Source organism: Cryobacterium sp. TMT2-14 (genome assembly GCF_004402465.1).
Classification (GTDB): Bacteria; Actinomycetota; Actinomycetes; order Actinomycetales; family Microbacteriaceae; genus Cryobacterium; species Cryobacterium sandaracinum.
In genome coordinates this window covers 119044-133259 of the sequence record NZ_SOFV01000009.1, presented here as the reverse complement: position 1 = coordinate 133259, position 14216 = coordinate 119044, and the positions used below count along the sequence as shown (strand labels likewise).

Annotated in this window: 11 protein-coding genes; 6 read left to right on the top strand and 5 right to left on the bottom strand. The window is 68.5% G+C overall.

The genetic code is table 11. The features are described from left to right. Positions 1-201: 201 nt before the first annotated feature. The 4 genes from E3O28_RS03150 to E3O28_RS03135 all read left to right on the top strand — a co-directional run bounded on the left by E3O28_RS03150 (position 202) and on the right by E3O28_RS03135 (position 3485). Positions 202-1623, top strand: a complete 1422-nt coding sequence (locus E3O28_RS03150) for an amidohydrolase family protein (protein WP_104099389.1) — start codon at positions 202-204, stop codon at positions 1621-1623. A gap of 242 nt (positions 1624-1865) precedes the next feature. Beyond that, positions 1866-2549: a nucleotidyltransferase family protein gene (locus E3O28_RS03145; protein ID WP_134415163.1), complete on the top strand. Its 684-nt coding sequence runs from the start codon at positions 1866-1868 to the stop codon at positions 2547-2549. 82 nt (positions 2550-2631) lie between these two features. After that, positions 2632-2916 carry an ATP-dependent Clp protease adapter ClpS gene (clpS, locus tag E3O28_RS03140; RefSeq protein ID WP_241972987.1) on the top strand — a complete coding sequence of 95 codons (285 nt, stop codon included), beginning with the start codon at positions 2632-2634 and terminating at the stop codon, positions 2914-2916. Then, a complete protein-coding gene (locus E3O28_RS03135) occupies positions 2916-3485 on the top strand; it encodes a DUF2017 family protein (RefSeq protein ID WP_134415162.1) in 570 nt (189 codons plus the stop codon). Before clpS ends, E3O28_RS03135 begins: the two co-directional genes overlap by 1 nt. A gap of 19 nt (positions 3486-3504) precedes the next feature. On the opposite strand, the gene E3O28_RS03130 is transcribed toward E3O28_RS03135, so the two are convergent. Beyond that, positions 3505-4821: a glycosyltransferase gene (locus E3O28_RS03130; RefSeq protein WP_134415161.1), complete on the bottom strand. Its 1317-nt coding sequence runs from the start codon at positions 4819-4821 to the stop codon at positions 3505-3507. Beyond that, positions 4818-7049 carry a glycosyltransferase gene (locus E3O28_RS03125; RefSeq protein WP_134415160.1) on the bottom strand — a complete coding sequence of 744 codons (2232 nt, stop codon included), beginning with the start codon at positions 7047-7049 and terminating at the stop codon, positions 4818-4820. The genes E3O28_RS03130 and E3O28_RS03125 overlap by 4 nt, the downstream gene beginning before the upstream one ends. Positions 7050-7142: 93 nt before the next feature. On the opposite strand from E3O28_RS03125, the gene E3O28_RS03120 reads away from it, so the two are divergent. Then, positions 7143-9458, top strand: a complete 2316-nt coding sequence (locus E3O28_RS03120) for an FdhF/YdeP family oxidoreductase (RefSeq protein ID WP_104101320.1) — start codon at positions 7143-7145, stop codon at positions 9456-9458. Beyond that, complete coding sequence (locus E3O28_RS03115) at positions 9455-10843, top strand: phosphatase PAP2 family protein (RefSeq protein ID WP_174721873.1); 1389 nt, start codon at positions 9455-9457, stop codon at positions 10841-10843. Before E3O28_RS03120 ends, E3O28_RS03115 begins: the two co-directional genes overlap by 4 nt. On the opposite strand, the gene fdhD is transcribed toward E3O28_RS03115, so the two are convergent. The 3 genes from fdhD to fdhA all read right to left on the bottom strand — a co-directional run bounded on the left by fdhD (position 10840) and on the right by fdhA (position 14081). Further along, the gene (gene fdhD / locus E3O28_RS03110) at positions 10840-11700 is read right to left on the bottom strand and encodes a formate dehydrogenase accessory sulfurtransferase FdhD (protein WP_104101323.1); all 861 of its coding nucleotides are present in this window, start codon (positions 11698-11700) and stop codon (positions 10840-10842) included. The two genes, E3O28_RS03115 and fdhD, sit on opposite strands and share 4 nt — an antisense overlap. 6 nt (positions 11701-11706) lie before the next feature. Beyond that, complete coding sequence (gene moaA / locus E3O28_RS03105; protein WP_104101326.1) at positions 11707-12735, bottom strand: GTP 3',8-cyclase MoaA; 1029 nt, start codon at positions 12733-12735, stop codon at positions 11707-11709. A 131-nt stretch (positions 12736-12866) separates the two neighbouring features. Beyond that, positions 12867-14081 (bottom strand): formaldehyde dehydrogenase, glutathione-independent, encoded by a 1215-nt coding sequence (fdhA, locus tag E3O28_RS03100; protein WP_104101328.1) that lies wholly within the window; start codon positions 14079-14081, stop codon positions 12867-12869. Positions 14082-14216 lie beyond the last annotated feature (135 nt).

The window sequence follows — 14216 nt, the reverse complement described above, 5'->3', positions numbered from 1 at the left end:
TGACTCCCCCTGTCTCGCGCCCGGTGGCGCTGAGAACAACAGATGTGACGCTACTCCGTCGCGTACCGCTTATGCAAGCGTTTGCTGCAAGCGTTTACTTGATCGCGCGGCGGTCGAGCCTGACGACCCCCAATACACTGAACGAGTCCGGTGGAAACGAGTCCAGTGGAAGAGAACGACGAACAGAGAACGGGCTCTCACGTGACACCGTCCAGCCGGGTCTACCGCGGCCACATCTTCCACATTGCCGGCTCCCCCACCGTGGCCGCCGCGCACCGGCACCTCGTGTCCCTGCCCGACGGCGTCCTGGTGACCACCGACACGGGCCGGATCGCCTGGGTGGGCTCATTCGTCGACCTCCCTGCCGTCTACGAAACCCTGGCGGTCACCGACAACCGGGGCGGTTTCATCCTGCCCGGCTTCGTCGACACCCACGTGCACTTCCCGCAGACCTATTCCACGGATTCCTATGGCGGCGGCCAGCTGCTCGAGTGGCTGGACAACTGCGTCTTCCCGGCCGAGGCTCGCCTGGCCGACCCCGGGTTCGGCGAGCAGATCGCCCGGGACTTCACCCGTCGCCGCGTCGCCGCGGGCACGACCAGCGCCCTGGTCTTCGGCTCCGCGTTCCCTCCCGCGCAGGACGCCCTGTTCGAGGAGTCGCACCGGGCCGGACTGCGCCTGGTCAGCGGACGCGGAATCCAGACGGTCGGTTCGAAGCCCTCGCAGGCGCTGCTCACGAGCGAGGCCAGGGCCCTGGAGCTTGTGACGGATGAGATCGCCCGCTGGCACGCGGTCGACACCGGCGACGCCGCCACCGCGCTGCTTCAGGTGGCGGTGGTGCCGCGATTCAGCCTCTCCGTCACCCCCACGACCCTGGCGGGGCTCGGCGAGCTCTACGACGCGGTGCGCGGCCAGGGGGTCTACTTCCACAGCCACCTGAACGAGAACAACCGGCCCGGCACGGGCGAGATCGAGGCCGTGAAGTCGGTCTACCAGGTCGACACCTACCTCGACACCTACGACGGCCGGTTCCTGCCGGGTTCGGCGCGAGGCGGGTCGAGCCTGCTGGGGCGGCGCAGCATCCTCGCCCACGCCGTGCACTGCGAGAACAGCGAGCTGGCTCGCCTAGCCGAGACGGGAACGAGCGTGGCGCACTGCCCCACGTCGCAGCAGTTCCTGGGATCGGGCACCATGCCGTGGCTGCGCACGACGTCGTTCGGCGTGAATGTGGCGATCGGGTCGGATGTCGGCGCGGGCGACGAATGGCTCATCTCCCGGGTGCTCAACGACTGTTTCAAGGTGCACCTCTCCGAGCCCGGAGAGGCGGGCCTGTCGCTGGATCCGGCCGCCCTGCTCTTCACCGGCACCCTGGCCGGCGCGCGCGCACTCGACATGGAGGCCCGGTTCGGCAACTTCGACGTGGGCAAGGACGCCGACTTCCTCCTGATCGAGCCGGACCGCTGGGAGCCCCTTGCCACGGTGCTCGAGCGCGGCATCCGGGCCGACGACGAGGAGATGGCCACCGACCAGACCCTCTTCGCGCTTCTGCTGGCCCTCCGCCAGCCCGCGATCGCCGGCGTCTTCGTGCGCGGCCGCCGGGTGCTCGCCCCGACCGGTGGTTGAGCCGCCCGGCGATTGAGCCGCCCTCCCGCCTTCCAGTCCCGCCCTCAATCCCGTCCTGGCCGGACGAATTCGACGGAGATTTTGCTTAGAACCGGCCCCGAGCATCCATTTGGGCGCGAAATCGGTAAAATCTCCGTCGAATTCGTCAGGGGTTGATGGACTAAAAGGTGAGAATCGTGCGGGCCGTGCCCGACCGACCTTCACACCCGTGCCCACACCCGCACCGCCCTACGATGGCAGGCATGGCCACTTCCTCCGCACCAATCGCCGGCCTCGTGCTCGCAGCCGGCGCCGGCTCCCGTTACGGCATGCCGAAGGCACTTGCGCAGGGCGACGACGGCATCCCCTGGCTGGTGCGCACGATCCGCACGCTCACGGATGCCGGCTGCTCACCGGTGATCGTCGTGCTCGGCGCCGAAACCGCAGAAGTCCGGGCACTGCTCCACCAATTCGGCATGACCCCGTCGGTCGTCCTCACGCAGGCTGAAGACTGGGCAGAGGGACTCTCCGCGTCCCTGCGGGCGGGCCTGCGACAAGCCACCGAGCTGCAGGCCACCGAGCTCCTGCCTGCTCCGGTCGCCGTGGCGATCGTCCCGGTCGATATCCCGGGTCTGCTGCCCGGCACGGTCGCACGACTGATCGGCACCCTGCCCATCGGCACCCTGCCCATCGACACCCTGCCCGGTGACACCGTGCCCGGTGCCACGGATGCCGACGCGAACCCCGTCGGCCCGCTCACGCTCCGGCAGGCCGGCTTCGACGCCCGCCCGGGACACCCGGTGGTGATCGGGCGAGCACACTGGGGCGCGCTCATCGACTCCGCCACCGGCGACACCGGCGCACGTCCCTACCTGCAGTCTCACAACACCCGGCTGGTCGATTGCGCCGACCTCGAGACCGGGCTCGACGTCGACACGCGCGATTGAGCACCGAAACCGCACCGCACCACGCCCCCGGACACCGGCCACACCGGGTTGGAATTGCCCCCCTCCGTGTGAGGCTTAACCCGTGCCGAAGACTGACGAACGACTCGATCTGCGAGACGCCGTGTCCCTCGATCGCCCCTGGATCACCATCGTCTGGGACGACCCGGTGAACCTGATGTCCTACGTCTCCTACGTGTTCCGCAGCTACTTCGGCTTCTCCGCCTTGGAGTCCGAGCGCCTCATGCTGCAGGTGCACAACGACGGGAAGGCCGTCGTCGCTTCCGGCAACCGGGAAGCAATGGAACGCCACGTCGAAGCCATGCACGGCTACGGGCTGTGGGCCACCCTCACCAAGGCCGACGCGTGATGCAGTTCATGACGGGCAGCGAGAACGCCGGCAGCGTGACCGCCCGGTTCGAACCCGTCGAGATCGGCCTGTTGCGCCTGGCCGCGAGCCAGCTGATTGACCTGCTGGAGGGCGCCGAAACCCACGCACTCGGCACATCCGGTGACCCGGCCCTGCGTCGGCTGCTGCCGGATGCCTACGCCGATGACCCCGAGGCCGCCGCGGAATTCCGCCGGTTCACCGCCGATGACCTGCTCGAGCGCAAGGTGCGGAACGCCCGGTGCATGCTTGCGACGCTCGGCGAGGAACCGCTCGCCGACATCGCCGACGAACCGAACGACGCCGAGCTACCTGCGACCGCCGACGCGGCCGCATCCGCCGAGGCGCCCGTGATTATCGACCTCGACGCCGACGACGTGCAGTCCTGGCTGCGCACGCTCACCGACCTGCGCCTCACCCTTGCCGAACGCCTCGAGATCGGGCCCGACGGGGTGCCGGCGCGGAGCGCCGACGCGGCACCGTTCCTGAACGACATCTACGACTGGTTCGGTATGGTGCAGGAATCCCTGGTCTACGCGATCGACGTCTGACCCCCCGGATACTCGCAACCTACAGCTCGACCGGCACCGCCAGCAGCGCCGCGTACGCGCGCTTGGGCCCGGCCCCGCCCTGCAGCGAGGAACTCAACCGATCCAGGCTTCGCCGGGCGTCCCCGTCGAGCGCGAGCAGTTCGGCTATTCCGGCCCGAAGCTTCTCAACCGTAGCCGTGTTGGGCGCGAGGGACAGCCCGAATCCGGCCGCTTCGACCGCGGCGGCCCCGGCGAACTGGTCGGTGGAGAAGGGCAGCAGCAGCAGTGGCACCCCCGAGGTCATCGCCTCGGTGACGCTGTTGTTGCCGCCGTGCGACACCGCCAGAGCCGAGCGCGCCAGCACGGTGACCTGCGGCAGGAACGCGCGCACGAGCCAGGAGTCGGGGATCGGCCCGAGTTCCGCGGGGTCGGTGGCACCGGTGGCGACGGCCACCCGCACGTCGAGTGCGGCAAGCGCCTCGGCCACCCGGGCGAGAACATCCCCGCGCACCGACAGGAAGCTGCCGAAACTGACATAGACGATGGGCCGGTCACTGTCGGCGGCGAGCCAGGCGTTCACCTCGTCGTCGGCGGCCTCGTTGCGCACGGCGGAGCCGAGGAACGCGTGCGCCGGCAGCAACTCGCCACGTGCGGCGTCGTGCAGCTCGGCCGGATAATTGAGCAGCAGGATGTCTCCGGACTCCATGAACGCATCCGGGCTCGGCAGCGCGGCCGGGTCGAGAACCCGCAGGGCGTCGTTCCACTGGGTGGTGAACGCATCCCGCACGCTCTCGCAGATCGTCAGGAGTGCGCCGAGGTCGTCGCTGTCGGGCGCGAAGGCGAGCGGCCACTCCGGCGGGAAACCGTAGACCTCCGCGCCCACGGGCAGCGCCGACGGGTGACCGAGCACCACATCGGCGTGACGGATGCCCGCACTCACCAAAGCGAGGCGCGCACTGAACGCCAGGTGATCGACGATCACGTGGTCGGGTTGCACCTCGGCCACGATGAGCTGTACCGCGCGGGCCACCTCCACCGGGTTCCAGAGCAGGTCGCTGCTGCGTGCCTCGGCCTGGAAACAGAGCGTTTCCACCATTCCGAGCCGGGTGGCGTCGAAGAACCCGCGGAGCGCGTCGTCCTCGCCCGTCGGCTGTTCCTCGGCGCGGATCGTGCCGGGGTTCGAGCCGCGGCCCAGTTGCAGGTGTATGCGCTCGAATCCGAACGCGGCCACGATGTCGGCAGTGGCCGAACCGCTGGCCACCACGACGCGTTCGCCGGCCTCCAGCCACGCGGTGCCCAGAGTGGCCAGCGGGAACAGGTGGGAGGCGTAGTCCGGGCTGATGATCAGCAGCGTCATGAAACGCTCACCAGGTACGCGCCCGACTCGTTCGTGTCGGCGACGTCGCGGTAGACCCGGGTCAGCGTCTCAGCCATGGCCTGGATCGTGAAGGAACGCGACACCATTTCCCCGGCCCGGTCCGCGTACTCCGGTCCGAGGGGGCCGGCAGCCAACTCGAGTGCAGCGATGATCCCGCCCGCCAGGGCCGTTTGGTTGCCGGTGTCGACGAGGAAACCCGTCACTGCGTGCTCCACATAGGTGGCCGGGCCGCCGGAATTCGGGGCGACGACGGTGAGCCCGGTCGCCATGGCCTCAAGCAGGGCGATGCCGAATTCTTCCTTCATGCTCGCGCAGACATACGCCCCATTGGGGGCCGCCAGTCCGGGCCGGCCGTACCGGGCCGCGGCCAGCCAGTGCGCCACGGTGTCGTTGGTGCGGTGCCCGGCGAGCAGTAGGCCCTGGTCGGCCGCATTGGCGAGGTCGACGACCGCGGCCATCTGGTCCAGCTGGCTTTTCTCGTCGAGGGAGGGAGAATTCAGGTCCCCGCCGAGGATGAGCAGGTTGCAGCGGGCGCGCAGGTTGGCATCCGCAGCCCACGCCTGAACCAGGGCAGCCATGCCCTTGACGCGGTGCAGGCGTCCGACGGTGACGGCGAGCGGAAGCCCGCGCCGGCTCGGCGGGAGGGTGGTGAGCAGGTCGTCCAGTTCGGCTAGCGCCGCTGCGCCCGCCGCGCCCGCCGCGCTGGTCACGCCGGTCGCCCCGGTCGCGTGCGCGGCGGGCGGGTCGGCCGCGAGTCGGGCATCCGCCAGGGCACGCTCGATCACGGCGAGGTCGATGCCCTCCGCGATCACGGAGTGGCGTTCCGGATGCTGCCGGATATCGATTCCCACAAGGTCGCGCATGTCACGCCGCAGCTCGGGCCTCGGGAAGAGAACGGTGTGCGCGGCATCCGCGGCCAGCCGCTGAACGAGCCGGGCCCGGAACCAGAAGTGCTCGGTCTCGTCGACCGTGCCGAAGTTCGCCCGGGTGAGCACCCCGGAACTGTCGAGGGAGTGGATGACGCTGTGCGGGTCGGGGGCCACCGTGAACACGATCGGAATGTCGAGCTCGCGGGCGACGGTGGAGGCAGCCAGCGTGCCGATGTCGGCCATTCGCAGGTGGATCGCGTCGACGGTGCCGGCGGCGCGCAGAATGCGACGGATGCCGCGCTGCGTCGCAATCCGCCGCGGCCAGGCATCGACCGAGGCGACGGGTTCGCCCAGGAAGGGCACGGTCGCGAAGGCGTGCTCCGCGAGGGAAGACCCGACCTCGGACAGAGAGGTGAGCGCGCCGGCGAAGCTGCCGCGGGAGAGGGTGAGCACCCGTTCCACGGAGCCGCCGCGCTCACTGCCGCCGCTGCCGCTGCCGCCGGAGACGAGCGCGTCGCCCAGGCGCACGAGCAGCGTGGCGATGCCGCCGTTATCGCCGGCTCCCACCTGGCTGAGTTCGCGGTCGATGTCGGCGTGCAGGAAGAGTTGGGCCACCGTCAGCCCCCGGCTCCACGGCGGGCGCGGGTAGGCCGGCACGGTCAAGTCGATCAGGGCGAGCCGGGCCACGTCGGCAAGCACGCCGCTGCCCTGCGACAGGTCGCTCACGATACGGATGTTGGCCTCGTTCGGACCGAGGTCGCCGATGGCCGCGATCGCCGCCGCACGCACCGCGTTCGGCTCGGAGCCGTCGACTGCGACCCGGCGCAGCAGACGTTCGGGGATGCGCCCGGCGATGAGACCCATCGTTTCGACCAGGCGGGCGCGGGCGCCGCACTCATGCACGCCGATCAGGGTGCCCTCGAGGGCGAGCGCCACATGCACCGGCACCGACGAGCTCCACTGCTCCAGCGTGCGCTGGGCGATCATGCCGGAGAAGCCGCCGTCGACCACCATGCTCAGCAGTCCGGAGATCGCCTCGAACCGGGGCAGCCGGGCGCCGAACGCCCAGGCCGTGTGTTCGCGGATGAAGAGGGAGTCGTGGGTGAGCAGCGACACGAGCACGTCATCCGCGGACTCGTCGAACACCTGGCCGAGCGAGTGAATGGCCGCGATCGCGGTCAGCTGGTCGCCAGGGTCGGTCGCCGCCTGCGCGAGCAGGCGCACGGCGCGGATGCCGCCGTCCCGGCTCGCTGCGATGGTCAGGTCGTCGGCGCAGCGAATGCCGTCCAGGATTGACCGGGTCTGCCGCATCGTGTCCAGCGTCGTGTGAGTTCCCACGGTGCCCCCTCTGTCTCCTGCTTCAAGCAGTCCGATCCGAACATACACGTAGCCGATGTCGGAACGTCCTGTGAAATGGAGCAAAATGGTCACATGACACGACGCGCTCCGATCGAAGACATCAACGAAGACAATCTGGTCGTCACGAAGCCGAAGAAGTCCGCGGCCGGAGTGGAAGCGGTTCTGGTGGCGCTCGATCGCGGGTTCGCGCAGGCCGGCGTTCCCCGCACGGCGAAGGCGCTGCTGCGCCTCAACCAGCGCGACGGCACCGACTGCCCGGGCTGCGCGTGGCCGGAGTCGCAGGGCCACCGCAAGACCGCGGAGTTCTGTGAGAACGGCGCCAAGGCCGTCGCCGAGGAGAGCACCCTGCGCACCGTGACGCCGGCGTTCTGGGCCGAGCACTCGATCGAGGAGCTCGCCACGAAGACCGAGTACTGGCTCGGCAACCAGGGCCGCATCACGCATCCGGTGGTCATCCGTCCCGGCGACACGCACTACTCCCAGATTTCCTGGAACGAAGCCTTCGAGCTCATCGGCGAGCGGATCCGAGCCACCGTTCCCGACCGTACGGTCTTCTACACCTCGGGACGCACCGCCAACGAGGCGGCGTTCCTCTACCAGCTGTTCGCCCGCTCGATCGGCACGAACAACCTGCCCGACTGCTCGAACATGTGCCACGAGTCCTCCGGAAGCGCCATGAACGCCACCATCGGCATCGGCAAGGGCACCGTTTCGCTCGAAGACATCCACCATGCCGAGCTGATCCTCGTCGTCGGCCAGAACCCGGGCACCAACCACCCGCGGATGCTGTCGGCCCTCAAGGAGTGCAAGGACAACGGTGGCCGGGTCGTCGCCGTCAACCCGCTGCCCGAGGCCGGGTTGTTCAATTTCAAGGATCCCCAGTCGGTCTCCGGCCTGATCGGCGATGGCACAGCACTCGCCGACGAGTACCTGCAGATCAAGGTCGGCGGCGACCTGGCCCTGTTCCAGGCCCTCGGCCACCTGCTGCTCGAAGCGGAGGAGCGCGTTCCCGGCTCCGTCGTCGACGCGGAGTTCGTCGCGGCGAACACCCAGGGCCTCGACGAGTACCGCGCCGCCCGCACGACCATCGACTGGGCCGAGACGGAGAAGGCCACCGGGCTCACCGCGGTGGAGATCTCCACCGTCGCGCAGATGATGATCGACTCCACGGCCACGATCATCTGCTGGGCGCTCGGACTCACTCAGCAGCCGCACTCGGTCAACACACTCAAGGAGATCATCAACCTGCTCCTGCTGCAGGGCAACTTCGGCAAGCCGGGCGCCGGCGCCTGCCCGGTTCGCGGCCACTCCAACGTGCAGGGCGACCGCACCATGGGCGTCTGGGAGAAGCCCAAGGAATCGATGCTCGCCGCGCTGGACAAGGAATTCGGCATCGAGTCCCCTCGCAAGCACGGCCTCGACTCGGTGGACACCGTCGCGGCCTTCGAGAACGACGACGTCGACGTGTTCGTGTCGATGGGCGGCAACTTCGCCCTCGCCTGCTCCGACACAGTGGCCCTCGAGGCGGCAATGCAGCGCGTGGGCCTGACCGTGCACGTGTCGACCAAGCCCAACCGGTCGCACATCATGCACGGCACGACCTCGCTGATCCTGCCGACGCTGGGGCGCACCGACACGGACGACAAGCACCCGGGTGGTCGCCAGGTGCTCTCGGTCGAGGACTCCATGTCGGTCGTGCGCACCACGCAGGGGCGGCTGGACCCGGTCTCCGAGCACTTGCTCGCCGAGCCCGTCATCGTCGCCCGGATGGCCAGCGCCACCCTCGGCGACGACCACGTGATCGACTGGAAGGCGATGGCCGACGACTACGACGTCATCCGTGACCGCATCTCGCGGGTTCTCCCGGGCTTCACCGATTTCAACGCGCGCCTCAAGACGAAGAACGGTTTCGTACTGCCCAACCCACCCCGCGACACCCGCAGCTTCGCCACCGACATCGGCCGAGCCCGGTTCACGGTCAGCCCGCTCGAGTACCTCACCCCGCCGGCCGGCCACCTGATCCTGCAGACCATGCGCAGCCACGACCAGTACAACACCACGTTCTACGGCCTGGATGACCGCTACCGCGGAATCTCCGGCGGCCGCCGGGTCATCCTGATCCACCAGGACGACGTCACCGAGCTGGGCTTTGCGGACCGCGACATGGTCGACGTGATCAGCACTTTCCGGGGCGAGGAGCGGCGCGCCAACGAGTTCCGCCTGGTGGTCTACCCCACCCCGCGGGGCTGCGCGGCCGCGTATTTCCCCGAGGCGAACGCCCTGATGCACCGCGAGCTCGTGGCCCGGGAGTCGAACACCCCCGGTTACAAGGCCATGTCCGTGCGATTCATCGCCCACGAGGCAGCGAATTCAGCACCGCTGACGTGAGCCGAGGCGTGAACACGGGCGCTGGGGCACAGCGCGTCACCCACTGGTGGCCGCTGCTCTCCGGGCTGGTCACCGTCGCGCTGGCGGTGGGTCTGGGCCTGGTCATCTCCCGGAACGGCAAGCCGTTCGCCCTGGACACGGAGTGGATGATCGCGGTGTCCGGCAATCGGGCACCGGTGTGGGATTCCCTCGCCCTCGTGATGAACAGCCTGGGCGGCGGTCTCACCGCCTCCGTCGTCGTGCCCGGTCTGCTCATCGGCCTGCTCCTGTTCTTCAAGCGCCCGTGGGCCGCGGGCTTCGCCCTCGCGGTAACCGTGGTCTCCGGTGCCGCCGTGCACCTCCTCAAGTGGCTGTTCGGCCGGGCCCGCCCGGTCGAGCTCGACGATCTGTTGGTCAGCGTCGATTTCGGGTCGTTCCCCTCCGGCCATGTCGCCAATGCGGCGACGCTGGCGATAATCCTGGCGCTGCTCTTCCGGTTCTGGTGGGTGTGGCTGGCCGGGGCGCTGTACACGGCGCTGATGATGCTCAGCCGCACCTACCTGGGCGCTCACTGGCTGACCGACACCGTCGGGGCGGCACTGCTCGGCATCGGGATCGCGGTGGCGGTCTGGGCTCCCCTGGCCGTGACACTCGATCGCGAACGCCGACGCAGCCGCGCGTCGCATCCGTGGCGCACGTTCCACGACCGGTACGTCGTCGAGACGTGGGAACGCAATGCCCGGTCCCGCCGCATGCTCCAAGTCACCGCGATCGCCTGCCTGGGTTTCGGCGCCGTCGTCTTCACGCTCACGCTGCTGAGTGTGCAGAGCGGCGGCGGCGTCACCGCGATCGACCTCCCCGTGCAGGAGTGGCTGCTGGAAGCCCGGTCCCCCGTTCTGACGACCGTGATGGTGGTGCTGGCGGTCGTATTCGGGCCGGTCGCGCTGCCCCTGATCGTGCTGGTCGTGTGCGTCGGCTGGGGTCTTCTCACCCGGCACGCCTGGCGCCCCCTGCTGCTCGCCGGTGCCATGGCAACCGGCGTGGTGCTGGCCCAGGTCATCGGACGCACGGTCGGCCGCGAGCGGCCGCCGATCGACCTGATGCTGTACGGCACGGATCTCACGTTCTCGTTCCCCTCCGGCCACGTGCTGGGTGCATCCGACTTCCTGCTGGTGACCGCCTACCTTCTGCTCTCGCGCCGTTGCAGCATGCTGGCCACCACCCTCGGTCTCAGCATCGCCGTGGTCGGCACCGTGCTGGCGGCCCTCAGCCGCCTGTACCTCGGCTACCACTGGACCACGGATGCCCTGGCCTCCGTTTCGATCTCCCTGATAGTGGTGGGCTGCGTGATCACGGTCGACACCTGGCGCACCGGGCGGGTGGTCGAACCCGCGGAGCGCGGCTAGCCGGGGACGCTCTGCGGCGTCCGCTCGCCGCTCGTGATGCGTTCCGCCCCGGCGTAGATCACCATGGAGTCGCCGCGCAGGAACCCGACCACCGTCATGCCTACCTCGTCCGCGAACTCGGCGGCCAGCGACGACGGAGCCGACACGGCGGCGAGCACCGGAATCCCGGCCATCAGCGCCTTCTGCGCCAGTTCGAAGCTCGCCCGGCTCGACACCATCAGCACCGTGCCGGTGAGCGGAAGCAGGTCTTCCTTCAGCGCCCAGCCGATGACCTTGTCGACCGCGTTGTGGCGGCCGACGTCTTCGCGCAGCACCAGCATCCGCCCGGTGGTCCCGTCGAAGAGGGCGGCCGCATGGATGCCGCCGGTCTTCTCGAAAACGTCCTGGGCGTCGCGCAAGACCTCGGGAAAGCTCGTCAGGAGCTCTGCGTCGACCTGAAGCGGGTCAGCCGTCACCGGGAACGCCGACTTCGTGCGCACGGCGTCGATACTGGCCTTGCCGCAGAGCCCGCAGGAACTGGTCGTCAGGAACGATCGCTCCAGGCTCGGGTCGGGCGGTGTGACCCCGGGCGCGAGCGACACGTCGAGCACGTTGTAGGTGTTCACGCCTTCGACGGTGGCGCCGGCGCAGTACCGGGCCGTGGAAAAGTGCTCGTTCCGGGTGATGACGCCCTCCGACACCAGGAACCCGGCGGCGAGGTCGAAATCGTTGCCGGGGGTTCGCATCGTGACGGCGAGGGAGCGGCCGTTCACGCGGATCTCGAGTGGCTCTTCGACCGCCAGCACGTCTTCCCGGCTGGTGGGATTCTCGCCCGCCGTCAGTCGCACGACCTTGCGCCTGGCCGTGATCCTGCTCATCTGGATTCACCCACCGATGTACGACATTTCGATTCTCTTCTTGCCGGATGCGCGCAGCCGGCCGGTCTCGGCGCTGCGCAGCTCCGAATAGCGGTCCGTGCGCTCGCGCCAGATCTGCTTCAGCACCTCGGCCAGCTGCTCATCGGTGCAACCGCCGCGCATCAGGGCACGCAGGTCGTGCCCCTCGGTCGCGAACAGGCAGGTGAACAGCTTGCCGTCGGTGGAGACCCGCGCCCGCGAGCAGGAATGGCAGAACGACTGGGTGACACTGGAGATCACGCCGATCTCCCCCTCGCCGTCGCGGTAGCGCCACCGGCGGCTGGTCTCACCGGTCTTGTTGGGGGCCACCTCCTCGAGAGGCAGTTCAGCGTTGATGCGGGCCACGACCTCGGCCGAGGGCACCACGTCACCCATCTCCCAGCCGTTGCTCGAGCCCACGTCCATGAACTCGATGAACCGGAGGATGTACGGGGTGCCTTTGAAGTGGCGCGCCATGGCAACGATGTCCTGATCGTTCTGCCCGCGCTTGAGCACCATGTTGATCTTGATCGGGCCGAGCCCGACCGAGTGGGCCACGTCCAGGCTGTTCAACACCTTGGCGACCGGGAACTTCACGTCGTTCATGGCCCGGAACGTGGCGTCGTCGAGCGAATCCAACGACACCGTGACGCGCTTCAGCCCGGCGTCCTTCAGAGCCCGGGCCTTCAGCGCCAGCACCGAACCGTTGGTGGTCATCGCGATGTCGATCGGGCGGCCGTCCGGGGTGCGGAGCGCCGCCAGCATCGCCACCAGTTCCTCGATCCCTTTGCGCAGCAGCGGCTCACCGCCGGTGAGGCGGATCTTCTCGACCCCGTGCGCCACGCTGATCCGCGCCAGCCGGGTCATCTCTTCGAAGGAGAGCAGTTCGTCGCGTTCCATGAAAGCAAAGTCCTTGCCGAAGACCTCTTTGGGCATGCAGTACACGCAGCGGAAGTTGCAGCGGTCCGTGACCGAGATGCGCAGATCGTGCAGCGGGCGTTGGAACTGATCAATCATGTCTCCACACTAACCGCCGCCCTCCGCGGCAACAGTCCTTCGGGACGGTGACAAATGCCCGGCCTCAGCAGAACAGGGCATCCGGCCCGGGCGAACCGCGGGCCGGATGTCCTGTTACCGGTCGAACGCGCTTACTTGATGTACTGGTTCGGGTTCAGCACGTATTTGATCGACTTGCCGGCGTCGAACTCGGCGTAGCCGCGCGGGGCATCGTCCAGGCTGATCGCCTGAGCGTTGACGGCCTTCGCGATCTGCACCTTGTCGTGCAGGATCGCCATCATCAGCGACCGGTTGTACTTCATCACCGGGGTCTGACCGGTAGCGAAGGACAGGGACTTGGCCCAGCCGAGGCCCAGCCGGATGGACAGCGAGCCGACCTTCGCCGCCTCGTCGACCCCGCCCGGGTCACCCGTGACGTAGAGGCCCGGGATGCCCAGGCCACCACCGGCGGCCGTGACCGTCATCAGCGAGTTCAGCACCGTGGCCGGACGCTCCGTTCCGGCATCCTTGCCGTGGCCGCGGGCCTCGAAGCCGACCGCGTCCACGCCGCAGTCGACCTCGGGCACACCCAGGATCTGCTCGATCTGATCCTGCGGTTCGCCCTTCCGCAGGTCGATGGTCTCGCAGCCGAAGCTGCGGGCCTGCGCCAGCCGCTCCTCATTGAGGTCGGCGACGATGACGACGGCGGCCCCGAGCAGCTGAGCGGATGCCGCCGCGGCCAGACCCACCGGGCCCGCTCCGGCGATGTATACGGTCGATCCGACCCCGACGCCCGCGCTGAACGCTCCGTGGAAGCCGGTCGGGAAGATGTCCGAGAGCATGGTGAGGTCCATGATCTTCTCCAGCGCCTGGTCCCGGTCCGGGAACTTCAGGAGGTTCCAGTCCGCGTACGGCACCAGCACGTACTCGGCCTGGCCGCCGACCCAACCGCCCATGTCGACGTAGCCGTAGGCGCTGCCCGGGCGGTCGGGGTTGACGTTGAGACAGATTCCGGTTTTGCGCTCCTTACAGTTGCGGCACCGGCCGCAGGAGATGTTGAACGGCACCGAGACGATGTCGCCGACCTTGATGAACTCGACGTCGGGTCCGCATTCGACCACCTCGCCGGTGATCTCGTGGCCGAGGACGAGGTCCGACGGCGCGGTCGTGCGCCCGCGAACCATGTGCTGGTCCGAGCCGCAGATGTTGGTGGTGACCGTGCGGAGGATGACCCCGTGCGGCACCTTGCGGCCCACGTTCGCCGGGTTGACACCCGGTCCGTCTTTCAGCTCGAAGGTCGGGTAGTCGATGTCGATGACCTCGACGACGCCCGGGCTCTTGTAGGCAACTGCTCTGTTCCCAGTCATGAAGTACCTTCCTAGTTCCTGTTTGCTTCCCTCACAGCGAGACCCGTCGGGCCGCGCGAGACTGCATCGAAATTTCTAGTTGGTGCCTGTTTCACATCTAGAGGACTACATTGCGGCCTGAAATTCAAGGGGTGT

Coding starts and splice junctions, on each gene's coding strand:
- E3O28_RS03145 (WP_134415163.1), top strand. CDS start 1,866: ATGGCCACTTCCTCCGCACCAATCGCCGGCCTCGTGCTCGCAGCCGGC.
- E3O28_RS03135 (WP_134415162.1), top strand. CDS start 2,916: ATGCAGTTCATGACGGGCAGCGAGAACGCCGGCAGCGTGACCGCCCGG.
- E3O28_RS03130 (WP_134415161.1), bottom strand. CDS start 4,821: ATGACGCTGCTGATCATCAGCCCGGACTACGCCTCCCACCTGTTCCCG.
- E3O28_RS03120 (WP_104101320.1), top strand. CDS start 7,143: ATGACACGACGCGCTCCGATCGAAGACATCAACGAAGACAATCTGGTC.
- fdhD (WP_104101323.1), bottom strand. CDS start 11,700: ATGAGCAGGATCACGGCCAGGCGCAAGGTCGTGCGACTGACGGCGGGC.
- moaA (WP_104101326.1), bottom strand. CDS start 12,735: ATGATTGATCAGTTCCAACGCCCGCTGCACGATCTGCGCATCTCGGTC.
- fdhA (WP_104101328.1), bottom strand. CDS start 14,081: ATGACTGGGAACAGAGCAGTTGCCTACAAGAGCCCGGGCGTCGTCGAG.